We start from the raw sequence: 24176 nt of genomic DNA, 5'->3' as shown, positions 1-24176 counted from the left end.
CCCCGGCTGGCGCCGCCGCCGGACGACGCCTACGGACTCTGGCTCGCCGCCGCGTAGCCGCAAGGCCTCAGGCGGGCTCCGGACGGAGCTGGGCCGTCACAGCACGCCGCCCGCCTCGTCATGGAAGACCTCCGGCCAGTACCGGTAGTCGTCGGGGCCCTCGGCAGGACGGCAGGCTATCGGGTCGACCGAGGACAGCACCTCGATCATGGTGTCGGCGAGCTGGTGGTAGAAATCGTGGGTGAAGTCGTGCTCCTCGTCGTGGACTTGCTCCCGCTGGTGCAGCCAGAGCGTGAAGGCGAGCGTGGAGAGGTCGGCGTTGACCGGGACGACGTGGTCGGCGCCGATCTCCGTGTAGAAGAGGGCACCGGTCCGGCCGTCGATGAGGACGCTGAAGTCGTGGACAAGCCCGCCGAGCACGACCAGGTGCTCCGCGTCGGGCGGCAACTGCTTGTCGCCATGCCACTGGTGCGCGTGACGGGGGTTGCTCTGCGACTCGGCCCAATCCTGCGGGAGAGTGAGCAGCGGCTCCGGTTCGGGGCCGTAGAACATGAACCCGTCGGAGGGCAGACCCACGTCGGTCAGGAAACGGCGCGTCGGCGCGTGTACGAGGGCCGACGGCAGCTGGTCGTCCGTCAGCCGCACCATGTTCTCAGGGCCGAACGCCCCTTCCAGCAGGCCTTCCGGCAGTGCCAGGGCAAGCCCCCGCCCGGGCCCGGCGATCAGGCCGAGCGGACGGATCACCGCCGCGATCCGCCAGAACGCCGGCATCGGCTGGTCCCAGCCGGACCGCGGACCCGCCGGACCCCAGCCGTCCTCGCCCCACGCCTCCTCGGTGAACACCGCGGTCAGCGCCTGCTCGGCCGCACGCACCGCTTCGGGCCCCGTCCACCCGGCCAGGGTGGCGAACCTGCCGCGCAGGCCCCGGAAGTCGTCCACCGCACCGAGGAAGCGGAGCAGCGCTCCGACCGACGGTGCCAGCGGGAACAGCTTGGCTCCGTCCGGCGACTTCTCGTAGAGCCACATGCTGAACACCCGCCCGGTGGCACCGTCGAGGACGACCTCCTCGCCCTCCTCCCCCTCCACGATCAGATGGCCGATCAGCAGCAGTTCCGCGCAGTCCGGATCGAGCTGCGCCGGATTGCCGCCCCGCACGACCAGATGTTCACGGACCGACAGCAGGGACGGCTCGGTGAGCGGGCGGAAGCCGACCAGGCCCTGGCCGTCCAGCCGCTCCCCCGGAGCCAGGGCGCGGCGGGTCGGCGCGTGGACGATCGACGGATGCGGCGCGTGCCTGGGCATGACGATGCTGGTCTCGGACATGGTCCCCCCGTGTGCTGAGTTCGAGCAACACCCCACCATAAGAGCCACCACTGACACAGCCCTGCCCCACTGACCCTGGCCCGTACGCTGACCGCGCATTGCGGGCACGGCCCCCATGGCCACCCGCGCCTCAGTACCAAGGAGCCCGCCGGCGTCGTACGGCGCCGCGCCCACGAGCTGCCAGACCGAGCGCCCATCCTGTTCGGGTGCGCACCGGAGTAGAGCGGGGGACAATCGAGTGGCCGCCGGCGGTGGCGTGGATGAACGTGGTCGCCGCCGCGATGCCGCCCGCGGTGCACAGCCAGCCGTTCACCGGAACTCGATCCCCTTGGCAGGCATCGCGGCGATCCGCCGGGCCAGATCCGGTTCGGGGCGTTCGCCGGCGATCCCCGGGTGGACGAAGACAGCGCCGGCCAGCGTGTCCAGCACGAGGTCGACCGGCGGATCGCTGGTCTCGCCGCGCAGCTGCGCCTGGTCGAACACCGCAGGTAGCCGCTGCTTGGCCGACTTGACGAACCGGGAGCGGATCGTCACGCGCAGTTCCGGGGCGGCGGCGAAGTCGGCGAGCAGGCCGGGCAAGGCCCGCTGCGACGCCGGCGCGGGGAACTCCTCGACCAGCGACTGGACTACCGCGGTCAGGTCGTCTTCCAGCGTCCCGGGTCTGCCAGGTCCGCAGGATCGGCGGCGGTGAACACCGCCTTGTAGACCAGCTCGGGTTTGCCGGACCAGCGGCGGTAGATGGTGTCTGCTCCAGCTCGCTGCCGCTCTTCTCCCCCCTCCCCCCCCCCCGCAAGGGCGCAGGACGTCCTCAACGCGCTGTACGTAGTAGTCGGAATCCGGTTCTGGCGGATGATCTCCCGGGCGACGTGACAGGTGGCGGCCACTACGGTGGCGAAGCGACGGCACACGCACAGCGGCGCGCCGGCCTGAACAACATTGCCGGCCGGCCCCTACGGGCAGCAGCAGCCGGCTGCCGGTGACATGGCGGGACATCGCGACGGAAGAGACTGCCGGACGGTGGCCGGACGGCGCGGCGAGGCATCGGCGTACAGCGAGGCCGTGGGCAGGCGGGCGGCAGCCGGGGGCAGCGGCACCCGAAGGTCCGAGCGCGGGGGTGAACCTAGCCGTCACGCCACCGAGGCTCCGACGGACGCCCCCACCCCGGTCGACGCCGCGCCTGCGGCCATCGAGCTTGAGCCCCGAGGCCGCACCGGAGCCCAAGGCCCCGGCTGTCGAGGCTGCCCCCGGGCCGGAGACCCCGGCAGGCCCGCGACAAAGCCCCCAGCAAGGCCCCGCGCCCATCAAGCGCCTGGAACGCGGCGGCCTTCGCCAGATGGTCTATGAGCACCTGTAGGCCCACCCGAACGACGAGGTCATCCCCTTGAACCTCGGCGGGGAGCCGGGCCGCGGCCCTGGAGCGGTGACCAACGCCCTGGCCAAGCCAAAGGAGCCAGGCCGACCCGGTCGGCGAGAGCCCCCGCGGTCACCGGCCGGCCGGGCAGGCGTAACGGCAGGAACGACCCGGTGGCCTGTTGCGTACCCCCGAGTCAGCGCCGACCGGGACGGACCCACCGGCAGAAGTATGCAAACGGCACTTCTGCCGGTGGAACTGCCTGGTCCACCCCCTATGCCACCGTGTTGGCTTGAGGCGATCCGGGGGCAGGGCCGACCAACTGCCCCGCGCGCCCCGGCCACCTGACCGTCCATCCGGTCACCGGTGCCGCGGTTCCCGCACCAGTGACCGCCTTACGTGTGGAATACGACATGCTTCCAAGAAGCGCTCGCGCCGTGACGACCGACGCCCGAAGTGCCGTGCCTCGCCCGGGCCCCTTCCATCGGCACCGTCTGCTGCGACGACTGGCCCTTCCGGTGCTTTCGCTGCTGTTCCTGGCCGCGATGCTGCCCGCTCCGACGACTGCGGCGGCAGCCTCCACGACCAAGTACGGGGACGCCCGCCTGGACCAGTGGTCGTGGCTGACCACCCACAACTCCTACGCGGACGACGCGTCGATCAAGGTGCCCGCGCGAAACCAGTCGCGCAACATCACCCAGCAACTGAACGATGGCGTACGCGGGCTGATGCTCGACACCCACGAGGTCACCGTCGACGCGGATCCTCCGTACCAGCACATCATGCTCTGCCACAGCAAAATCGCCTGCTACGAGAGTTTCGCCGGTGGTCTCGGCAGGGTCGTGGACTTCCTCAAAGCCAACCGCGAGGAGGTCGTCACGATCTTCTTGGAGAACTACACGGGTCGGGAGAAGCTCACCCGAGCGGTCGCCCAGGTGCTGGAAGCCAAGGATGCCGAGGACCTGCTGTTCCAGCCGGCGGAAACCGGCTTCAACATCGACAAGCACAACTGGCCGCGCCTGCGCGACATGGTCGCCCGTAACGAGCGCCTGGTCCTGTTCCAGAGCACATGGGCCGACGACGTACCGGTCACATCGCGGTCGAGCTCCGCTGTCGAGTACGGGCGTCTCATGCACACCTGGAAGCGCACGGTGGAAACCATCTACGACTACGACGGCAGGCCGAGCGGCTGCGCGTCCCGCAACGACAATCCCGTCTGGCTGAACCCCATGCCCGACACGGCTTTGACCCCCCTGTTCACCATGAACCAGTTCGACTCGAGCTCGATCGATCCGGAGAACAAGGCCCCGGGCGACAACGGCAAGGCGCTCAAGACCCGCATCGACAAGGATTGCCGACCCGCCGCGGGGCGCAACCCGAACTACGTCGCCGTGAACTTCTACCAGCACAGCGACACTGCCGGCGTCACCCCCCTGTCGGTGATCGCCGAACTCAACCGTGACAGCGACGGTTTCGCATCGCACTCGGCGCTGTGGACCGTCAACTCCAGCAAGCAGTACGTCGGCACGAAGCACACCAACCGGTGCATGGTGCGCGGTGACGAGTTCGAGGACGGTCAGGGCGGTCTGGTCACGCAGCGCGCCTGCGCCAGCCCGGCGCCCAGCAGCCACCAGTGGACCGCCACCACACCCTCGTACGACAGCAAGGGCTTCTTCTGGATCAAGGCGGGGAACGGGTCCTGCCTCACCGTGCCCTACAACAATGGGACGCCGCCCGGATACGGCACCCAGATGTTCTGGTGGCCCTGCGAAACCAGGTGGTCCTCCGGCAGCCAGCTGTGGAACGTCATCCCGGTGAAACTGCAGGGCGGAGCGCGCGCCTTCTACTTCATCAACCAGTGGACCGGCCACTGTCTGACGCTGGACCCCGCGACGGTGGGTGCCAAAGCCGGCAAGGTGACGCAGGCCGGCTGCCCGTGACCGTAAGTCACGGGTCCGCTCCTGTATGACGGGGTAGCCGGTACGTGTACGCGGGCGGATCCTGACCGCCGGAGATCGGACGATGTGCCGATGGCCGACTCCCGATCCCTGCGTACGCGGCGAAGGGCCGGGGCGGCGGTCCCCCGGGCAAGGCGCCCCGGGGAAGCTCGGCCGAAGTACGACGGTCCAGCCCCGGGTCACGACCGATACCGGGCCGTCCTTCCGACCCCCGTGGCGGAAGGACGGCCCCGGCCCTTTCCGGTGGCCGCCGGTCAGTACAGCTTGGCGACGGCTGTGGTCGTGGTCTTCTTGAAGGCGGCTACGGGCGCGTCTTCGAAGTCGCCCATCTGTCCCCACCCCACGACGGTGACGGTCCTGCCGTCCTGCCCGACCGACAGCAGGGCGATGTCGGTGGCGCCCCAGGACGTCTCGGTGTGCAGGCCGCGGATTCGGGCGCCCTCCTCGACCGGCAGCTTGCCGTAGTCCCGGCCCTCGGCCTCGACGTCGGGCGAGGCCTTCTCGATGCGGTCGGCGCAGGTGCGGATCAGGTCGTCGTAGTGCTTCGCCAGGGCCTTGGCCTGGGCGGCTGTGCCCGTCACGACGGTCAACTGCACGGCGCCTGTCCGGAACTCACGGTGCTTGTGGTCGTAGGCGGGCACGCCCTCCGTGCTGACGCAGAGGCCGAGCGCCTCCGGGAACCCGTCGGTGACCGGCCCGGCGGTCCAGGACGACGTCGGGTGCGGCGGCAGCTGGGAGGCCGACAGGAACTTGGGTGCGGCGGCCTTCGGTGCGGCGCCGGCGGCCGGTGCCGTGAGGACCGTGCCCGCCGCGAGGGCGGCGACGGTCGGTGCGGTGAGAGCGCTCGTTCGGATGCGCATGGACATGGGTGTTCCCCCGTGGATGAGTGCGTGGGTGGATGCCGCGGCGAGGCCCGCTGGTCGGCCCGGGCCTGGTCGGTGCGGCACTCCCACAAGCACGGGGTACGGGTCATCGGTCGTACGCGGTCATGCGGAAGACAGACGCTTACCGGTCTCACTGTCCAGGGCTGTTCCATCCGGAGTGCACTTGACGATGCGATCCGGGGCCCCCGATTCAGGCTTGGCGCCTGCGCGCCACTCACGGGAAGGTCGACACAGGCTGGACACGACGACCGAGCGGCCGTGCGTGCCGGGCAAGCCCTCGTTGGAGGCAGGCGCGCCCAGGGGGCCCCTTCGGCTTGCCAACTGTCAGGTGGCTTCGCGCTCCGGAGGACGCGTCAGCGGCTCTGGTTCTTCAGAACGGGTCACGACGCGCATGCGGGTCGCTCTCCATGCCGTCGGAGCCGGCCGCCGCAGCAGCCCCGAAGAGCGGCGGCCGGGCGGCGGCACGCGGCCGTGACCTCGACGGAGGGCGAGGTCAGGGGACGAGGACGAGACCCGTCACGGCCAGCGTGCACGCCGTGAAGCCAGCGATCACCATCCACACGGCATGGCGGAGGTACCTCTCCCGGCGCTCCTTGCGCACCGCGGCCATCGTGCCCATGTGGACCTTCTGCGCGACGCGCGGCAGCCGCACCAGCGGAAACGTATCACCCACGACGTGCAGGGGGTTGGGGCTGACGCCCTTCGTGTGCCGGGCCCGCGAGCCGCCCGCCGTCGTGTATTCGTAATGGGCGCGCAGGGTGTCGGTGCGGACCAGCGGCTCCAGCGCGACGAGGACCGCGGGGACCTCGACGCCCGTCTCCTCCAGTTCCCTCGCCGCACTGAGCTCGCTCTTCTCGCCGCTGACGCACAGCAGGCCGAAGAAGAGAAGGCCGCCGCCCGCCAGGACGAACGCACTGAGTACCAGGATGACCATGTTCACAGCAGGGACCGTGCGCCAGGGGATGAGTGCCGGGAACCCCCGCCCCTTACGATCGCACGCATGTCGAACATCGCGTCCATACCCGTCCTCCTGGGCGACCAGGCAACCGAGCTTCTCGCCGACGAGGCCGGCCTGCGCATGCGCCGCCCCACGAGGAGATTCGCATCCCCCTCGCCGCCGTCGCACATGTGCACGCGGCCGGGCGGGTGGTGGCCGTGGAACTGACGGCGCCGGCCGGGACCGAGTCGACCCTGTACCGGATCGAGGGCGTGAGCCGCGCCGCGGGCACGGTGTTCGCGGAGGCGGTGAACGGGTCACTGCCCGAACGCCCCGCCGGCCAGGACCGGGTGGACGGTTCGACGCTCGTGAGCGTCACACCCCGGGACGCCGACACGGACGCGAACCGGGAGGCGGACAGCGAGGAGGAGGCAGAGCCGCTGCAGCCGGCCGTGCTCGTCATCCGCTGCGTCATGGCCGCGGTCGCCCTCGGACTCGTCGCCCTCGCCGCGGGCGTGGTCCTCGCCGGGGACCATGTGAGCCGCGCGCTGGCGGTGCTGCTGCTCGGCGGCACCGGACTGGCGATCGGCCGGACGGCGGTCCGCACGGTGGCGATCCTGTGGAACGAGTGGTACCTGCCCCGCCACGGCATCACGGCCGAGGCTCGGCCCGTCCTCATCCACGGCGAGGTCGCCTACGGCTACACGGCCACGGACGGGAGGCTCCGCCGCGCCCCCGGCGGCGTCCGCGGTGAGACGTACCACGTCGCCTACCACCCCGAGCACCCCGCCCGTGTGGCCGCGTGCAAGAGCCTGGGTGCCGTGCTCAAGTGGCTGCCTCTGCCGGTCGTCTTCACGGCCGTCACCGTCCTCCTCGGCTGGGGCACCGTCGCCCTCCCCGCCTTCCGCTGAAGCCCTCAGGAGCACTCACCGGCCCCCGGCAGCTCGGGGCAGACGCCGCCCCCGTACGGCAGCCGCCCGTCCCGACGCGACACAAGCACGCCCGGTCTGCTGCGCGGAGGAGGACCGGCATCGCGCCCGCGACGTAAGCGCCACCAGGGCCCGGTGTCCGGCTGTTGCAACCGGAAGGACAAGCTCGCGGAGTGAGCGATCCGCTCCCTCGGGCGTGACGGAGGCTGCTCCTCACCGCGGCTTTCACCTATGCCGGTTGAGTACGCGCACTCAGGCAGGTGTCCGGACCCGGTCGTAGCGTCCAGCACATGCACATAGACCACTCTGCCCACAGTCCGGCGCGCCGGGTGGGCATCACGGCAGTGGCCTCTTGCCTGCCGGACCGCGAAGTGACGTCCCGGCAGCTGCAGGAGCGGATCGCCGCGGCCTCCGGGCTGTCCCTGCCGGCGCGGTTGCTCGAACGGGCCACCGGCATCGCCTCACGTCGGGCGGCCGCGGAGGACGAGTACGCCTCGACGCTCGCGGTACGGGCGGCCCGCACCGCACTGGAGAGGGCCGGGCTCACCCCGTACGACGTGGACCTTCTGGTGTTCGCCTCCGCCACGCGGGACGTGGTCGAACCGGCGACCGCGCACATCGTCCAGGCGGAACTCGGCTCCCGGGCGCACGCGCTGGACGTGACCAACGCCTGCAACAGCTTCGTCAACGGCATCGACACGGCACGCGCGATGATCCTCGCCGGCCGCGCCCACAGGGCCCTCGTGGTCACCGGGGAGACGCCCAGCCGCGCCGTGCGGAACGACCCTTGCGGACCCGACCAGCTGCGGGACGGGTTCGCCGGCTACACCTTCGGCGACGCCGGGGCCGCGGTCGTCCTGGAGGCGGTGGACCGGGGCGGCATCCTCGACGTGGACACCGAGACCCGCTCCGAGCACTGGTCGGTCGGCGGCATCTTCGGCGGCGGTTCGCGCCACCCCCGAGGGGACGAGCACACCTACTTCCACGGCGACGGCGGCGAGTTGCGCGAGGTGTTCGAGAAGGTCGGCACGTCGGTGCTCGACCGGATGCGCCAGCGCACCGGACTGGCGTGGAGCGACTTCCGGCACATCCTGGTGCACCAGGTCACCGTGCCGTACCTGGAGCGGTTCGTGGAGCTCACCGGCGTCCCCCGGGACCGCCTCGTCGTCACCGTCCCCGAGCTCGGGAACATGGCCAGCGCCACGCTGGGCGTGCAGCTCGACCGCGTCCACGAGCGGCTGCGCGCCGGCGACCGGGTCCTCTTCGTGGGCCTGGGCGGCGGTGTGAGCATGATGACGATGGTCTGGGAGAAGGCGTGAACTCCCTGTGGGTGGTGGTGCCCGCGCACCAGGAGGGCGCGCGGATCGGCGCCACGCTGGACGCGCTCGCGGGCCAGCGCGACCGCGACTTCGCCCTCGTCGTCGTGGACAACGCCTCCACCGACGACACCGCGGCCATCGCACGCGACTTCGCCCGAAGGGCGCCCTTCCCGGTCCACGTCCTCGACGAGCCGGAGAAGGGGGTGGGCTGCGCGGTGGACACGGGCTTCCGGTACGCGATCGAGCACGGCGCGACGCTGCTGGCCCGCACCGACGCCGACTGCCTGCCGCACCCCGGCTGGACGGCCGGCGCACGCGCCGCCCTCGGGCGCGGCGCGGGCCTGGTGTGCGGGCGCATCGACGCGCGCCGCGACGAGCACGGACCGCTCGGGCGGGCGGCCTTCCGCGCGCTGGTGCGCGTCGCCGCCTTCTTCGGCCGGATACGCCTCGCCCACCACCGCCGGCACGGCTACCTCGCCCCGTACCGGATGCACGCCGGCAACAACATGGCCATCACCGCCGCGCTCTACGAAGCCGTCGGCGGGATGCCGCGCCGTCCTTCCCCCACCGACCGGCTCTTCCTGAACCGGGTGCGCCGACACACCACCGCCATCGTCCACGCCCGCGACATGGTCGTGGAGAACTCCACCCGCCGGCTGAGCGCCTACGGCCTCGTCGGCACCGCCCGCTGGTACCTCGACAAGGGCCCGGGCCGTCACGGGGAGGACCCGCGCTGATGCTCGACATACTCGCGCACACCCTGCGCCGCCACCCCGACCGGCCCGCCGTCCTCGGCACCACGCGCACCGGGGCCGTACGCACCATGGCCACCTACGGCGAGTTGGCCGACCTCGCCGACCACTACACCGCCGCCCTCCACGCGCGGGGCGTCGCACGCGGCGGCACCGTCGGCGTCGCCGTACGGCCCGGGCCGCGGGCCCTGGCCGTGATGCTCGCCGTGCACCGGCTCGGCGCCCGGGCGGCGGTGCTCGACCCCGGCGCCGGACCGGACGTGCTGCGGGCCCGCCTCGCCCTGGCCCGCCCCGACGTCGTCCTCGCCGACGCCACCGCCCAGGCGGTCGCCGGATGGGCCCGGCCGCTCGCCCGCCGGGCCCGCCTCGCCCTGCCCGACCTCGCGGAACTGGGACCGGTGGCCACGGTCGGGCCACGGCTGCCCGGCTGCGCCCCCGCCCTGGACGGCGCCATCCGGACCGTACCTCTGCCGCCCCCGGTGGACGGGGACGGCGACGCGGTCATCGTCTTCACCTCGGGCACCACCTCGCGGCCCCGCGCGGTGGTGCACACCCGCTCCTCGCTCGCCGCCGGCATGGCCACGGTGGCCGAGCTGGTACGGCCCGAGGCCGGGCGGCCCGTCCTGGGCGGGACCTTCTTCGTCCTCCTGCCGTCCCTGGCGAGCGGAGCGCCGGTCGCGCTGCCCGCCCGCTCCACGCCGGTGCTCCGCCGCCAACTGCGCAGGCTCGCCCCGCAGGCCACCTATCTGACGCCACCGCAGCTGAGGCGGCTGCTGGCGGCGGACGTCCGCTTCAGCGGGCGGGTGTGGACCGGGTCGGCCCCCGCGAGCGCCGAGCTGCTCACCCGCGTCAAGCGCGCGGGCGCCGACGAGGCGTGGGGCGTCTACGCGCTGACGGAGCTGTTCCCCGCCGCCGCTGTCGAGCAGGCCGACAAAACCGCCTTCACCGGCGAGGGGGATGTGGTCGGCGCGCCCCTTCCCGGAGTGGCGGCCAGGACCGACGCCTCCGGGGAGCTGCTGCTGTCCGGCCCCGCCGCGCGGGACCGCTACCTCGGCGAGGACCCCGACCCGTGGGTCGCCACCGGCGACCGGGCACGCCTCGACGGCGGCCGGATCGTGCTGGAGGGCCGCCGCAAGGACATGATCCTGCGGCACGCGGAGAACATCTACCCGGGCCTGTACGAGCCGGCGTTGCACCTGCCGGGCGTCGAACTGGCCCTGCTCGTGGGCGTACCGGCCGGCGACGGCGACGAACGCCTGGTCGCCGTCGTCCAGCCCGGCCCCGGGGCCGACCGCGACGCGCTGCGCGCGGCCCTGAAAGGACCGCTGGAGCGCATGGGCACCGCCCGCCCGGACGCGGTGCTGCTCGCGGACATCCCGCTGTCCGGCCGCTCCCTGAAGCCCGACCGCGCCGCCACCGCCCGCCTCGCCGCCGACCGCCTTGCCACCGCCCGCCTCGCCGCCGACCGCCTTGTCTCCCGGCGCCTCGCCGGACGGAGCCGGGGGTGACCGCGTCCGGCGGCGCGCCGCCGCTGTGGGTCGTGGTGCCCGCCTACAACGAGGAGGTGGGGATCGGGGCGACCCTCGCCGCGCTCGCCTCCCAGACCGACACCGGCTTCGCCCTCGCCGTCGTCGACAACGGCTCCACCGACGCGACCGCCGCCGTCGTGCGCCGCTTCGCCGCCGGCGCGCCCTTTCCCGTACACCTCGTCCGCGAGGAGGAGCGGGGCACCGGCGCCGCCGTCGACACCGGTTTCCGGTACGCCGTCGCGCACGGCGCCGCACTGCTCGTGCGTACGGACGCCGACTGCCTGCCCGCCGCCGGCTGGATCGCCGCGGCGCGCGAGGAGTTCGCGCGCGGGACGGAGATGGCCTGCGGCCGCAGCCTTCCGCGCCGCGACGAGCGCCCCTCACCCGCCGAGCGCTACCTCCTCCCGGCGGTCCTCCGGGCGACCTCGCTGTACGGGCGCTACCGGACCGAGCACCGGCACCCCCGCTACCGCGCTCCCTACGTGCTCTGCCACGGTCACAACCTCGCCATCACGGCCGCGCTCTACCTGCGCTGCGGGGGCGCGCCCCGCACCCCGCTGGAGGGACCCCCCGAGGACGTCGTCCTCCTCAACCGGGCGCGCGAGCACAGCGACCGGATCGCACGGGCCGAGCGCATGGTGGTGCACACCAGCCTGCGCCGCCTGCGTGCCTGGGGCGCCCGCCGGACCCTGCTGTGGTGCTGGGACCGCCGCTACCGACCCGCCGACCCGAAGCAGGTGCACGTCAGGTGACCACGGTTCCCACCCCTTCCGCCGCTCCCGCCCCCTCCACCCCTTCCGCCGCTCTCACCCCCTCCACTGCCCCCGCCGTATCCGCCCTTCGCGCCGCCCGGCGCCGCGACCGGCGCGTGTACACCCGCTCCCACCCCGTGCTGTTCGCCCTTCTCGCCGCCGCCCGCCGCCGCGCGGTCACCCGCGTCGGCGGCGCGGTCCTGGTGCACGGCACCGAGCCCTACCGGCAGGCCCTCACCCGCATCCCGCTGGACCGCACCGCCGCCGGCACCACCGGCGGTGCCGCCCGCGAACTGTCCGCGGGCGGCACCCTGTTCGACCAGGAGGGCACCGGACACCGCGTCACCCGGCGCGCCGTCGCCGACGGTCTCGGCACGGCCGGGGTGGAGCGGCTGCGCCCGGTGTGGCGGGACGTCCTGGACCGCCGTCTCGCCCCGCTCGGCGCGGGCCGCGACGTCGACCTCGTACCGCTGGCCCGCGAACTGGCCGGAGCCACCGTCCGCGCGCTGCTGGACACGGCCGGCGACCCCGAAGGCATCACCGCGGCGGCCGCCGCGGCAGCGGCCGCCGTACGCGACCACCTGCCCGGCCCCCGGCGGCCGGGCACGGCACGCGCAGCCGCCACCGCGACCGCACGGCTGGAGGCGCTGCTCACCCCGGTGTCCGGCGAGACGACCGAGCCGGCCCTGCGGGCCATGCTCGCGGTCGCCGCCGTCAACACCACCGTCGCCGCCCTCCCGCGCGCCGCCGCCTGGTGCGCCGACGCGGGGCTCTGGGAGCAGGCGGCCGACGACCGGCTGCGCCCGGCCCTGGTGGGCGAGCTGCTGCGGGTGACCGCCCCCTCCCCGCTGCTGCCGCGCGTGGCGGCGGCCGACGCGGAGCTGGACGGCTGTCCGGTACGGGCCGGGGATCGCCTGATCCTGGTCGCACGGCACGCCGCGCGGGCCCACGACCGACTGCCCGACGCCCGTCACCCGGCTCCGCCCGCGGTGGCCCAGCTCGTCTTCGGCGCCGGCACCCACGCCTGTCCCGGCGCGCGGCTGGCCCGCGCCCAGCTCGACGACACCCTCGCCGCGCTCGCCCCCCACCGCCCCACCGTCCTGCGCGCCCGCGTCGACCGGGGCGCGGCCCTTCCGGGCTGGCGCTCCCTCACGGTACGGGCGAGCGACGCCCGTCGATCCCCGGAGGACCGATGACCACGATCGCCGTCACCGGCGCGAGCGGCTTCTGCGGCTCCCACGTCGCCACCACGGCCGCCGCCCGCGGCGCCGACGTCCTGTGCGTCGGTCGACGCCCCGGGCCGGTCGGCCGACACGTTCCCTGGGACGCCGCGCGCGAGGTGCCGGACCTGTCCGGCGCCGACCTCGTCGTGCACTGCGCGGCGGCCGTCGGCGACCCGGTGCCGGGCTCTCCGGCCGAGGCCGCCATGCACGCCGTCAACGTCGGTGGTACGGAACGGCTGTTGGAGGCGGCCGTCGGCCGGCCGGTGGTGTGGGTGAGCAGCGCCAGCGTGTACGCGCCCGGCCCCGACCGCTCCCGCGTCACCGAGGACCATCCGGTGCGCGGGCACCTGAACGCCTATGGCCGCACCAAGGCCGCCGGCGAGGCGCTGGCGCTCGCCGCGGGCGCCGTGGTGCTGCGGCCGCGGGCGGTCTACGGCGCCGGGGACCCGCACCTGGTGCCCCGGCTGCTGTCCCGCGTCCGCCGCGGACTGCTCGCGCTGCCGGGTCCCAGCGTCCGCCTCAGCCTGACCGCCGTCGAGAACCTCACCGATGCCTGCCTTCAGGCCGCCGGCTGGCCGCCGGGCGCGTACAACATCGCCGACCCGGCGCCGTACGACCGGGACGAGGCGATCCGGACGGTCCTGCGCGCCCACGGCGTACGGGCGCGCATCGGCCACATCCCGCTGCCGGTCGCCCGTGCCGCGGCGGGCACCGCCCACACGCTGGCCCGGCTGCGCCCCCACACCGAGCCGCCGCTCACCCGCTACGCCGTCGACCAACTCGCCCACTCCGTCGTCCTGGACGTGTCCCGGGCCCAGGCCCGGGGATGGACGCCCAGTCGGACGATCGGCGATTACGCGGCGGCGACCGCGACCCTGGAGTGACGCCTCGCGGGAGCCCTTGAGTGGATTGATCCAAGACGGTGTCGTGGATGACCCCGCCTCCAGACAGCGACGCCGTCAAGCCTGGTCGGTCGGGAGGCCGGGGGGCGAGGGGCCGGGGGGCTTCGAACAGTGCTGATCGGGTGAGGAGAGAATCCCGGCATGGTGATGGCACGGCACTGGTACTCCTCGTCGCCCGTCGTGGACGGGCACCCGCTCCTGGATGAGCCGGGCTTCTGGCCGGCCTACTTGGCGGACTTGTCCGAGGGCTTCCTCCCGGAGGCATTCGGCTCGGATGCGGGCGATGCGGGCGTCATGCTCGACAGGCTCCACGATCCGTCGGCATGGCCGGTGTTCGCGGTGCCTCTGGCCGACGGCTTCACGATCGTCGTGCACTTCAACAGCGGCGAGGAGTACACGGCCACGGACTACTTCCTCACGCATCCCGACTGGAGCCAGGACCTTGTCCTGGCCAGCGACGATCAGGACCGCATCGGCCCCGGACTGTGCTGGCCCGAGCTCGCCGCCCTGCTGGAGGCACCACCAGGTGCCACGGGCGTCACCGACCCTCACGCCCGCCTGCTTCTCCTTCTCCCGGTCCTCGGCGACGCCGCGGTTCCGGAGGCAGCAGTGATCGCCGTCGTCCGGGCCCTCGTCGCGCAGGGTGCTCCCGAGGCGGGCGAGGCGCTGGCCAGGCACCTGCTCCAGGGGCACCCCATGTGGGGTGCCGAAACCTGGTGGTTCGACGAGGAAGAGCAGAGCTGGATCTGCGATGGCGATCACAGCCCCCGCAAGGTGCCTCTGGGCGACCACCTTCCCCCGCACCAGCGGGCGGCCCTCGAAGCCTGCCTCACTTCCGGCTGAGTGCGCGGGCCGCGCTCGGACGGCCGTGGCGGGAGGGGGCCCGATGGCGAGCGATTCGTCGCAGGTTCGGCCCTGCTGCAGGCATTGGTGGAGCTGCCCGGTCACGCGGTGGAAGAGGTTGCGCTGGGCTGCCGTGTGCCGGTCTGCGGTCCCACGGCGACGCCGGTAGTCGGCGCCGGCCGGGACGAGTGCCGGAGGGCGGCGCACCGGCGCCTGCTGGGGCCTTCGCACTGCCCGCGAAATGTTTTCACGTCAGCCACTTCGATCGGCCTTCGTGAGGTCGCCGAGGAGCCCGGTCCCATGGGCGGATCCGACAGGTTCGGGTGCTGGGCACTCTCCTCGACCAGGTGGGCGACGTCGTGCGGGTGACAGTCCCCCACTGGTTACCCGCTGGTCCAACGCCCCGCAACAGCGCGAGGAGGCGATCGGGCTGCAGGTTCTGGCCCCTCGATGCACCGCCCGGCCCGCTCTTCGTGCCCAGCGTCCACTGTCTGCCGACGTGGAACCCAGCTCTTCCCCCTCGATCACCTGGCCGCCCGGTTCCAGCCCCACAGCGGCGCCGGGCGCCTGTAGTGCCGGCGGTCCGTCCGCGGACTATGCGGGTACGTGGGCAACGGCACCCTTATCTTCAGCGCTTCGCCGAGGATCAGCGTCGAACTCGCTCACGCCCGCGGCGAGCACGGACACAGGCGCTTTCGGAGTGCCCGGTCACGCTCCATCTCTGCCGTCGCGTCGTTGAGGCGCTGCCTGGGGCCGGCCCGCACCCGTCTTCGGGTGCGGGCCGGCCGGGGAAGCCGCCCTTCACGGCACGGGGGACACCGTGAGGGCGGTGGCCGTTGGCGGCCCCGTCGCCTCGCCGCCCGTGTGCCCGCGAACCGGCTCGTCATGCACACGGGCTACCGCACGGGCCTGACGGGCTCCGTCACACTCCCGCACCCGAACAGGCATGCTTTTGCTGCGTGTCTCACTTCTTTGCATACGTGAGGAAGATGGTGCCGCTCTTGAGAATCTTGCTGTCGGTCAGGGTGAAGAAGGCGGGGTCGAACGGGGTCGCTTGCCCGAAGAGCCGCGTTCCTGAACCGACCGTCATGGGCGCCAGCTTGACGATCAGCTGGTCGATTTCCGAGTAGAGCGCCCCGGCCAGCTCGCCGCCTCCGCACAGCCAGATGTCCTTGCCATCCTCCTGCTTGAGCTCACGCACCTTGGCCAGAGGGTCCGTGGAGACGACCTCGATGGCGGGATCAGGCGCCTCGGTGAGGGTCCGGGAGAAGACGAGGTGCCGCAAGTGCGGGTACGCGTTGGCTATTCCGGCGTCCACACCGTTCTGATAACTCCGGCGCCCCTCGAGGACGGTGTCGAAGTGCGCCCCTTCCCCGCTGATCCCGAACGCGTCCCGAGCAGGGGCGGGCAGTGTCTCCGGGTACTCGGCGGCGACGTGCTGCACGTAGTCCTCACTGAAGGGCCAGAAGGCACCCGGCCCGCTGGTGGGATCGGACCCGTCGGGAGCCGCGATGCATCCGTCGAGGCTGGTGGCGATGTAGTACACGAGCTTGCGCATGCGAACTCCAGGTAACGTCAACCGATGTACTCTGTATGTAGTGGTTTAAACGTAGTACTGCACATGCAGTGGTGTCAACGGCCCTCGCAAGGAAGTCACCATGCGTCAGAATCCCGAACGACGGGCCGCCCTCCTGGACGGCGCGATCGAGGTGCTCGCCGGCGAAAGCTCGCGCGGCCTGACGCTGCGCGCGATCGACGCCAGGCCGGGGTCCCCAAGGGCACCACGACCAACTACGTCGCCAACCGTGCCGAACTGCATGCCGAGCTCACCCGGTTCTTCACCGCCCAACTCGACGGGAACATCGCCTTCCCTCTCGAGGCGGACCTGCCTGGGTCCCGCACCGCCGTCGTCCTGCTCCACCTGTCCATGGGCGGCATGACCCTCGACGACCTGACGGTGCCGCAGCTGCTGGCGCCCTACGGAACCGACGAGTTGATCGACCACATGGCGCGACGGACCCTCCGAGTCACGGACCAGGCGGACTCCGGCAGCCCGGGCACATGCCTGCGCGCAAGCTGACCCATCGCTCAGCCTGGGCCACGGCCGACGTCACCTTCCCGGTCGCCGAACGGACCGTGATCCGCCTGGACAGCGACCAGCTGCTCAGCGGAGCGACACCGAAGCCGGTTCGACTGTGGTGGTCGGGCACCGATGCCACCCCGGTGAACGCGGACCGGCTCCGGCAGGCATACCCCGCCGCACGGGTTGGAGATCGCGTTAGGTGCGGAGCAGCGAGGCGTGGATGCGAGCGATGGCCCGCAGCACCTCGTCACGGTTCTTGGCCTGCTGCATCCATGCGGGCAGACGGGCCACCACCGTCATCCTTCGACCCTGGTCGCGCCAGGGGATCCCTTCACGCAGCGGTGCCTGCACGAATCGTCTGAGCAGGTCCAGGTGTTCCAGGTCGTAGGCCCACACCCACCCGTGCCGGGTCTCGGTCTGCAGCCGGAGGCGGACATCGAAGTACGGATCTGTGGCCGGCGCGTGCCGGTCCCGGTGCAAGGCCACACCGCCACCACGCCACTCCTTCGCCAACCCGCAGCTCCGGCAAACGAGACGCCTTGGAGAGAAAAGGCCTTGCTGGTGCACCCCGGACAGTCTGGTGCCGTACCGACGTGCGCGACCTTCCCCAGCCGGGAAGCACACGAGAACCGACGCGAGGAAGTCGTACTTCGTACGTCGAGGGTCCCGTAACCGCAGGTGCGTGGAGATCGAACTCATTGCACCAGTATGCGAGCCACGCGCCGGAAGCCCCTACTGGTTGAAGGACCAAGTCAGGCCCCATCGATCATCAAAGGCGCGCTGGACCAGAGCTCCTGGTTCGTCCGATCTCAGCCGACCGACGCGACCCGCGTAGGTGCGGTGCCCACCTCGTCGGCCGGCCAGCCGCAGGTGCAGAAGGCTGGGCAGTGGGACCGCCTTTTCTGCCCAGTGGTCCAGGTGGCGACGGCGCCTCATGCCCAGGAGCCCTGCCTCGGCCACGGCGACAACCGCTGCCGCAGCCCACTCCCCCGGCCTCCCCCGGCATGCGCGGCCTCCGCCGCCGACGTGCCATCAGCGTGCTGCCGGCTGTGAGACGGAGGGGGCCGGCGAGGGCGCCGGGGCTTCGGTGGCCTCGCCGAAACCGACGACCTGGCGGCGGCGCTGGTCGGCGCCGTCACTGCCGCCGCCGCACGTCGCTGATCTGCCCGGTCGTGGCACCGGGCGTGCCGGTGAGACAGCCTTGACCGGTGGGCGGAAGGACCTTGAACCGTAGACGGATGGCTACCGCCGGGGCGACTTCTCGACGCCTACGCCGCTCCGCGCCCCGAGGTGTTCAGGGCGCGGGGCTTCTCCTTGCGGGCGCGCTAGTCAGGACGAGCTGTTGTCCGGCGCGGGAGATACCGAGAGGACGGACGGGACGGTCGACGGGGTGGGGGACGACGGCGCGTGACGCGGGCTCTCCTTCTTGCCGTCGGCCTCGACGTCGGGTGCATCGCCGAAGAGGAGCATGAGCACGGTGATCACAGCGGCGGCAGCCCCGATGGCGCCGATGACGTCGCCGGGCCCGACGGGCAGGCCGTGGTGGCGCGTGCGGCTGTGCTTGTACGCGGCGTAGCCGACCAGACAACCAATGGCGAGGATGAGCAGGTGTACACCTTCGATGTGTACCGTCATCAGTGGGCCCCTTGGCTCAGGGGGGCCTGCCGCCTCGACCCGCCAAGATCCCGGCGAGCAGGCCCCCTCTCTCGGAAGACCGCGGGAGTGCAGCCCTCCGCCCCTCCAGGGAGTTGCATGCCTCGGACAACAAAGCAGGCCCAACTCCCCTTAAAGGGAGTGGGCCTGGCTCGCGGGGCGACTTCAAAAACGCTGTCAGGACGCACGCGCCGCCACAAATCCATCTCACAATCCGGACGGGGTTCGAAGCAGCACATACCATCTGGAAAGGACGGACGAAAAACCCATAGGCAGCAAAACGCGCCGAAGGTGTGAGCTGAACCACAATAGCTTGCGAGCTTGTGAAAAGAATTTTCCCTCTCATAACGGACGCTCACCCCGCTGCGCCTTCACCACCCACAACGAAAGCTGGCAACAGCCGGAGCAGGCATACGAGCTGACGGCGTGGATGACCTCATGCCGTGCCCAAGCCGGGGCCGGGCGCACCACCCGGTCCGCGAAGGTGCGAAGGGAGCTGGACGGCCGGACGGCGCAGGGCGACGCCAGGGGCGAGAATTCGCCGGCCCGGCGGCAGACAGGCGGCCGGACGGCACCGAGCCGGGGCCGGCCGGACACCCTGTGGGTGCCACGCTCCGCCATAAGGGATGATCCCCTCATGGACAGAGTGGTTGATCTGGACGAAGCGGCCGCCTTGCTGGTGGAGCGAGTCGCACGCTGGAGGTCGGCCGGCCTTGCGGTGGGAGAGATGACCTGGAGGGATGGGGAGGCCGCGTGGCCTCAGCCGTTGGAGACCGACAGGGCTCGCGTGAACGATCCCGATTCCGTCGGCTTGGTCGTCTCCGATTCGGCAGAGGCTGAGCTGTCGGTTGTCCTGTTTCGTGGCGGCTGGGCCGACGTCGACTTCTTCGACGGCCTCGACGATGGCGGTTCCCTGCCTGCCTCGGACATCGACTCAGCAGCGGACTTCGCAGCCAGGATGGACCAGTGGGTCGTGCAGGTCTTCGGCGACTTCGGCAGCACTCGGTAAGAGCGGCCCACCCCTTCAGCTGGGCGCGAGCGCCTGTGTGGCAAGGCGGCACCAGCTGGTCCCAGGCTCGGGAATGTTGCCGCTTCGAAGTGAGGCGATCGACATTGGCCGTGCACCCCTCCCCCCTTCGGGCAGCTCGCCAGCACAGGGCGTCGCCGTCACCAACGTCATGGGGACGCACAGTAAGCCGCCGCGCAGAGATGACCGACAAGCGCCCGCTCGGCCTCGGCCTCGCGGCGGCAACGCGGCAGGAAATCCGTCAGAAACGGTGGTAGACGGTCGCCGAATGGTTCGCCCGGTCCGGGGCATCCAGAGTTGCGGCCAACAGCACGAACCAGTCGTACACGGTATCGCCGTCCCGACAACGAGCCCGCCTCGTCTCCCCCAGAAACGCCAGAACCCGCGGCAGGCTCAGGCGTCCCGCCGAGCGGGCCCGCGCCCGAGCTTCGTCACGGCCGCCGCCAGCCGGGCAGCCCGCCGCTCGGGCGTCCGGGCGCGCAGCAGGTCCAGCACGACGAGATACCGGTCGGTCCTGCCGAGCGCGTCGAAGGCCGCCTTCGCCGCAGGGCTGCGCTCCAGCGCCGCGGCGAGGTCGTCCGGAACGTCCGCCTCCCGCTGGGACGCATAGGCCGCCGCCCAACGCCCATCCGCCTTCGCGGCGTCCACCTCGGCCAGCCCCGCGGGGCGCATCCGCCCGGCGGCTGTCAGCACCGCCACCCGCCGCACATTGACCATGGACCAGAGACTGCCCGGCCGCCGCGGAGTGATCCGCTGGAGGTAGTGCGTGGCGTCGAGCGCCTTGCGCTGCCCGGTGATCCAGCCGTGGCAGAGCGCCGCGTCGTTCACCTCGGCGGCGGTGACAGAAGGCAGCCCGGAGCCCTTCTTGGCCACCTTGACCCACAGCCCCCCGTGCGGGGCGGGATGCCGGGAAAGCCAGCGGTCGAGATCAGCGACGGTCTCGAAAGGCAGGGGCTCCTGAGTGGTCATAGGAGCACACTAAGCCCGATACAGGACGACATCTGTCCTATATCGAGGAGAGTGGTTCCGCCGCGTCCCGGGCCGCGGGCACATGCGGATGCCGGTGCCGATGCCGCATCACGGCGGCCATACCGCAGGTGGCGGAGTCACAGCCCGCCTCAGCCTGTCGGGCCGCTGGACCTGTCGCCACCGCAGTCGGTCGTGCGGCCCGCTCCGGGCGGCGCGGGCATCCGTGGACGGGCTGGTCGTTCTCCGCAGGGGCAGCCGGCAGCAGGTACGTCGCGGGTGTGCAGCCCTTACCCGAATCCGCCGGGGGCGGGTTACCCGGTGCCGGGGCCTCTGGGCAGACTGGGCGGATGACAGCGACATCGATGAGCAAGGGCGGCAACCTTCCCGTCGCCGCCGAGGCGGTGCAGGTCGAGCTCGGCTGGTCCGGAGGCACCGGTGCGCCGGACGTCGACGCCTCGGCGCTGCTGCTCCGTGCCGACGGGCGGGTGAGGGACGACGGGGACTTCGTCTTCTACAACCAGCCCCACCACGCCTCGGGTGCCGTGCGTCATCTGGGCAAGCGGCGGGACGGTGGCGGTACGACGGACACCGTCGGCGTGGATCTGGCGGCCCTGGAGCCGGAGATCGATCGGGTCGTTCTCGGCGCCTCCACGGACGGGGGCACCTTCGGCCGGTTGTCCGGCCTGCGGCTGCGGCTCCTCGACGCCGGGACGGGTGAGCAGCTGGCGTCGTTCGAGATGGAGGCCACGACGGAGACGGCGTTCATCGGAGGAGAACTGTACCGGCGGGCCGGTCAGTGGAAGTTCCGCGCGGTGGGACAGGGGTACGCGTCCGGACTCGCGGGACTGGCCACCGACTTCGGCATCAGCGTGGACGAAGAACCGGGCACCACCGCGTCGACGGCTTCCTCCGCGGCCACGCCGACACCCCCGTTCCCGCCCGCGCCCGCCGCCCCGATGCCCGCACCTGCCGTCACGGCATCCCCCGCACCGTCAGCACCGCCCGCCCCCGCCCCCGCTCCCTACGCCGCCTCGCCGTACGCGAGCGCTCCGCCCCAGCCCCGTAGTTCGATGACTCCCGCTCCGGCCGCCTCCTCCTCTCCGCGTCCCGTCAAGGGCGAGGAGCAGCTGCCGGTGGACATGCGCAAGCGGCTCTCCCTGCGCAAGGAGCAGGTGGCCGTCAGTCTGCGCAAGCACGGAGCGGAGGGGGTGACCGCGCGGGTTATCCTGGTCCTGGACGCCTCCGGGTCGATGTCGTTCCTGTACTCGAAGGGTGTCGTGACCGATGTCGTGGAGCGGATGGCCGCGGTGGCCGCGCAGCTCGACGACGACGGTGAGATGCAGGCGTGGACGTTCGCGTCCAACCCGGCCCGGCTGCCGGACCTGGCCCTGGGTGACTTGCCGGAATGGCTGAAGCGTCATGTCCGGGTCGGTGAACTGTCGTTGTTCCGGCGCAAGAAGCCACGGAAGGGTCTGCTGCCGGGCCAGGTGGACATGCGTGCGGTCGGGATCCAGAACGAGGAGCAGAAGGTGATCGCGGAGGTCCGGACGTACGTCCGTGAGCACCCGGCGGCAGCCCCCACTCTGGTGCTCTTCTTCTCCGACGGCGGCGTCTACCGGAACAAGGAGATCGAGACCGAGCTGCGGGAGGCGGTGGACGAACCGGTCTTCTGGCAGTTCGTCGGGCTGGGGCGGTCCAACTACGGCGTACTGGAGCGGTTCGACACCCTGCCGGGCCGGCGCGTCGACAACGTGGGCTTCTTCGCCGTCGACGACATCAGCGACGTACCGGATGCGGAGCTCTACGACCGGCTGCTGTCCGAATTCCCGTCGTGGATGCGCGAGGCGCGGCGGCTGGGCATCATCTGATCCGGCGGCCGGTCCGGAGGTCCGGAAAGCCACTGCCGTCCCCCGCCGAGGCAGCCCTGGCGGCCCGCTCACCCGCCCCGGCACCTTTCTCCCGTGGCCCCGACCGTCGCCGTCCGGGGCCACTCAGGCTGGCGTCCCGGTCCTCAGAAGTCCGGGCTGGAGAGGCTGGGGGCGGTCCGGCCGCGGGCTGCCGTCGGGGCTGCCGAACCCAACCCGTCGTAGTACAGGTGCGTATGCGGCTGGGCGCCGCTGTGTTCCGGTCGTCCGGTCCAAGCCGCCGGTCCCGTCGCAGTCCAGCGGACGCTTGGTGCCCGTGCAGCCGCACGAGCACACCGCGGCCGCGCGGCGGGCGGGCGCGATGCGGCACGCCTATCCCGTGATGGTGCACGGTGCGTGGGCGTGAGGCGTGCCGTTGGCGAGGATGGTGAGGCGGTAGTCGCCGGGCCGCAGGGACTGCGTCGGGTGGCTGCGTTCAATGCTGCGGCGGAGTGGCGCCTGTGGGGCGCTCTGGGAGAGGAAGTGCAGGCGGGGACTGTCGGCGTCGCTGAGGGCCGGGGTGAGGGCGTAGTGGAGGATCAGGCGTTCGCGCGCTGCCTGACGGGGGTTGAGGTGGAGGTCGAAGCTGAAGGTCAGCGGCTGTCCAACTGGTGTGGAGTTGCGGGCCGGGCGGAGGCCGGTGATGCGTGCCGGGATATCGGGTCTGGCGTTGATCAGGGCGAAGGCGTCCAGGTTGCCGCGGCGGATCAGTCCGCGCAGTCCATGGCGCAGAACGGTGTCGGTGTGCTTCCCGCCCTCGTCTGCCCAGCGAAGCCCCGTGAGGATGGCGACTGCCGGTTGGTCGTGGGCGATGTCGTTGAGGTGGTTGGCGACGGAGCGCCGTACGTAGTCCTCGGGGTCGTTGCGGAGCCGGTCCAGCAGGGGGATGGTGAGCTCGGGGTCGGCGAGCAGGGGGACGCGGGTTGCCCAGGGCAGCCGGGGGCGGGAGCCTTCCGAAGCGAGGCGCCGCAGATGGACGTCGGAGGAGGCTGCCCACGTGTGCATCTGTGTGAGGGTGCGGTCGGGGTGTGCGGTGAGGAAGGCGCGGATGGCGAATTCTGCGGAGGCGTGCGATGTCAGTGCTGCCAGGGTGTGCAGAGCCTCGTCCGGGTGGTGGAGGCCGTGGTCGGCGACGTAGTTGTTGGCCGGCCAGCCGCTCCACAGGTCCAGGGCCGTCCGGGCAGCCGCTCGGCGCAGGACATCCGCTGCCTGCGGGAACGGCTGGGGAAGGAATCGTGCGAGGCCGGCTGCGACGTGTGCGACGCGTTGTTTGAGTTCGAGTGGGTTCAGCCCATGGGCTGCTGCGGCCACGAACTCGGTTTCCGCGAAGCCTGGATGCACCTGCGTGATGGCGGATGCCAGTGTGCCGATGCTGAGAGGGTTGATTTCGTCTTTGAGTGGCTTGGGCATGCGTTGTTCCCGCGTGGCTTGAGCCCGGGACCCTGCGGCGCGGGGTCCCGGGCGGAGGCAGACTCTGTCAGTGGTGGTCGAGGATCTCGCCGACGTCCATCGACAGGCCCTCATCGATCACGGCGAGCAATGACTGGCACGCGGGCAGGTCAGGCACGGTTTCGGCGGCCTTGAGGGCGTCCGCCCTGGTGTCCCATTCCGCGACGTGGATCCAGGTGCGCTCGTCCACACGCAGCAGCCGCAGGCTGCGGAATCCCGCGCAGTTCTCCCGCACGGCGGCTGCAAACCGGGGGTGTTCGGCAAGAAACGTGTCGGTGTTTGCCGGGTCGATGGTGAAGCGCGCGACCTCGACGGCAGGGGACTGCATGGCTTGTCCTCACGGTGCAGAAGTTCTGGGGCGCCGGGCCGGCGCCGTTTCCACCATGAAG

Annotated in this window: 23 protein-coding genes; 13 read left to right on the top strand and 10 right to left on the bottom strand. The window is 71.9% G+C overall.

Translation table 11 applies throughout. The features are described from left to right. Positions 1 to 96 precede the first annotated feature (96 nt). On the bottom strand, positions 97 to 1323 hold the full coding sequence (locus ACIA79_RS25655; protein ID WP_399430681.1) for an SUKH-4 family immunity protein: 1227 nt from the start codon (positions 1321 to 1323) through the stop codon (positions 97 to 99). Between the two features lie 309 nt (positions 1324 to 1632). Then, a complete protein-coding gene (locus ACIA79_RS25650) occupies positions 1633 to 2316 on the bottom strand; it encodes a TetR-like C-terminal domain-containing protein (RefSeq protein ID WP_399430680.1) in 684 nt (227 codons plus the stop codon). A 795-nt stretch (positions 2317 to 3111) separates the two neighbouring features. Here ACIA79_RS25650 and ACIA79_RS25645 point away from each other — a divergent pair. Next, positions 3112 to 4614 carry a hypothetical protein gene (locus ACIA79_RS25645; protein ID WP_399430679.1) on the top strand — a complete coding sequence of 501 codons (1503 nt, stop codon included), beginning with the start codon at positions 3112 to 3114 and terminating at the stop codon, positions 4612 to 4614. A gap of 272 nt (positions 4615 to 4886) precedes the next feature. Here ACIA79_RS25645 and ACIA79_RS25640 read toward each other — a convergent pair whose 3' ends face one another. Both ACIA79_RS25640 and ACIA79_RS25635 read right to left on the bottom strand, forming a co-directional pair. Next, on the bottom strand, positions 4887 to 5498 hold the full coding sequence (locus ACIA79_RS25640) for a hypothetical protein (protein WP_399430678.1): 612 nt from the start codon (positions 5496 to 5498) through the stop codon (positions 4887 to 4889). 511 nt (positions 5499 to 6009) lie between these two features. Beyond that, on the bottom strand, positions 6010 to 6456 hold the full coding sequence (locus ACIA79_RS25635) for a hypothetical protein (protein ID WP_399430677.1): 447 nt from the start codon (positions 6454 to 6456) through the stop codon (positions 6010 to 6012). Between the two features lie 60 nt (positions 6457 to 6516). Here ACIA79_RS25635 and ACIA79_RS25630 point away from each other — a divergent pair, with 60 nt between their 5' ends. The 9 genes from ACIA79_RS25630 (at position 6517) to ACIA79_RS25590 (ending at position 14702) form a co-directional block, all read left to right on the top strand. Next, positions 6517 to 6681 (top strand): hypothetical protein, encoded by a 165-nt coding sequence (locus tag ACIA79_RS25630; RefSeq protein WP_399430676.1) that lies wholly within the window; start codon positions 6517 to 6519, stop codon positions 6679 to 6681. After that, positions 6672 to 7364, top strand: coding sequence for a hypothetical protein (locus ACIA79_RS25625; protein ID WP_399430675.1), 693 nt, complete (start codon positions 6672 to 6674; stop codon positions 7362 to 7364). Before ACIA79_RS25630 ends, ACIA79_RS25625 begins: the two co-directional genes overlap by 10 nt. 389 nt (positions 7365 to 7753) lie before the next feature. Further along, entirely contained in the window at positions 7754 to 8701 is a 948-nt protein-coding gene (locus ACIA79_RS25620) for a 3-oxoacyl-ACP synthase III family protein (protein WP_399430674.1), read from the top strand. After that, positions 8698 to 9438, top strand: coding sequence for a glycosyltransferase family 2 protein (locus ACIA79_RS25615; protein WP_399430673.1), 741 nt, complete (start codon positions 8698 to 8700; stop codon positions 9436 to 9438). Before ACIA79_RS25620 ends, ACIA79_RS25615 begins: the two co-directional genes overlap by 4 nt. Next, on the top strand, positions 9438 to 10961 hold the full coding sequence (locus tag ACIA79_RS25610; RefSeq protein WP_399430672.1) for a class I adenylate-forming enzyme family protein: 1524 nt from the start codon (positions 9438 to 9440) through the stop codon (positions 10959 to 10961). The genes ACIA79_RS25615 and ACIA79_RS25610 overlap by 1 nt, the downstream gene beginning before the upstream one ends. Beyond that, positions 10958 to 11734: a glycosyltransferase gene (locus ACIA79_RS25605; protein WP_399430671.1), complete on the top strand. Its 777-nt coding sequence runs from the start codon at positions 10958 to 10960 to the stop codon at positions 11732 to 11734. Before ACIA79_RS25610 ends, ACIA79_RS25605 begins: the two co-directional genes overlap by 4 nt. Beyond that, positions 11731 to 12930 (top strand): cytochrome P450, encoded by a 1200-nt coding sequence (locus tag ACIA79_RS25600; protein ID WP_399430669.1) that lies wholly within the window; start codon positions 11731 to 11733, stop codon positions 12928 to 12930. The genes ACIA79_RS25605 and ACIA79_RS25600 overlap by 4 nt, the downstream gene beginning before the upstream one ends. Next, entirely contained in the window at positions 12927 to 13841 is a 915-nt protein-coding gene (locus tag ACIA79_RS25595; protein ID WP_399430668.1) for an NAD-dependent epimerase/dehydratase family protein, read from the top strand. The genes ACIA79_RS25600 and ACIA79_RS25595 overlap by 4 nt, the downstream gene beginning before the upstream one ends. Positions 13842 to 14000: 159 nt before the next feature. Next, positions 14001 to 14702, top strand: coding sequence for a hypothetical protein (locus ACIA79_RS25590; RefSeq protein ID WP_399430667.1), 702 nt, complete (start codon positions 14001 to 14003; stop codon positions 14700 to 14702). Positions 14703 to 15666: 964 nt separating this feature from the next. On the opposite strand, the gene ACIA79_RS25585 is transcribed toward ACIA79_RS25590, so the two are convergent. Beyond that, entirely contained in the window at positions 15667 to 16260 is a 594-nt protein-coding gene (locus ACIA79_RS25585) for a dihydrofolate reductase family protein (RefSeq protein ID WP_399430666.1), read from the bottom strand. Positions 16261 to 16638: 378 nt separating this feature from the next. Between ACIA79_RS25585 and ACIA79_RS25580 the strand changes: the two genes are divergently transcribed. Next, positions 16639 to 16782: a hypothetical protein gene (locus ACIA79_RS25580; RefSeq protein WP_399430665.1), complete on the top strand. Its 144-nt coding sequence runs from the start codon at positions 16639 to 16641 to the stop codon at positions 16780 to 16782. 198 nt (positions 16783 to 16980) lie between these two features. Here the strand turns inward: ACIA79_RS25580 and ACIA79_RS25575 are convergent, their stop codons facing one another. After that, on the bottom strand, positions 16981 to 17271 hold the full coding sequence (locus tag ACIA79_RS25575; RefSeq protein ID WP_399430664.1) for a hypothetical protein: 291 nt from the start codon (positions 17269 to 17271) through the stop codon (positions 16981 to 16983). Positions 17272 to 18114: 843 nt separating this feature from the next. Next, positions 18115 to 18420, bottom strand: a complete 306-nt coding sequence (locus ACIA79_RS25570) for a hypothetical protein (protein WP_399430662.1) — start codon at positions 18418 to 18420, stop codon at positions 18115 to 18117. A 655-nt stretch (positions 18421 to 19075) separates the two neighbouring features. Here ACIA79_RS25570 and ACIA79_RS25565 point away from each other — a divergent pair. Beyond that, complete coding sequence (locus ACIA79_RS25565; RefSeq protein WP_399430661.1) at positions 19076 to 19447, top strand: hypothetical protein; 372 nt, start codon at positions 19076 to 19078, stop codon at positions 19445 to 19447. Positions 19448 to 19858: 411 nt separating this feature from the next. Here the strand turns inward: ACIA79_RS25565 and ACIA79_RS25560 are convergent, their stop codons facing one another. After that, entirely contained in the window at positions 19859 to 20434 is a 576-nt protein-coding gene (locus ACIA79_RS25560) for a YdeI family protein (RefSeq protein ID WP_399430659.1), read from the bottom strand. Positions 20435 to 20781: 347 nt separating this feature from the next. Between ACIA79_RS25560 and ACIA79_RS25555 the strand changes: the two genes are divergently transcribed. Continuing rightward, a complete protein-coding gene (locus ACIA79_RS25555) occupies positions 20782 to 22302 on the top strand; it encodes a VWA domain-containing protein (protein WP_399430657.1) in 1521 nt (506 codons plus the stop codon). A gap of 369 nt (positions 22303 to 22671) precedes the next feature. Here the strand turns inward: ACIA79_RS25555 and ACIA79_RS25550 are convergent, their stop codons facing one another. Together ACIA79_RS25550 and ACIA79_RS25545 are read right to left on the bottom strand one after the other, a co-directional pair. Beyond that, positions 22672 to 23748 carry a DNA alkylation repair protein gene (locus ACIA79_RS25550; RefSeq protein ID WP_399430656.1) on the bottom strand — a complete coding sequence of 359 codons (1077 nt, stop codon included), beginning with the start codon at positions 23746 to 23748 and terminating at the stop codon, positions 22672 to 22674. Positions 23749 to 23815: 67 nt separating this feature from the next. Beyond that, positions 23816 to 24115, bottom strand: coding sequence for an antibiotic biosynthesis monooxygenase (locus ACIA79_RS25545; RefSeq protein ID WP_399430655.1), 300 nt, complete (start codon positions 24113 to 24115; stop codon positions 23816 to 23818). Positions 24116 to 24176 lie beyond the last annotated feature (61 nt).

The organism is Streptomyces sp. NPDC051310 (genome assembly GCF_044455245.1).
Taxonomy (GTDB): Bacteria; Actinomycetota; Actinomycetes; order Streptomycetales; family Streptomycetaceae; genus Streptomyces.
Note: the sequence above shows the minus strand (reverse complement) of the source record. Positions and strands in the feature narration are given on the sequence as shown.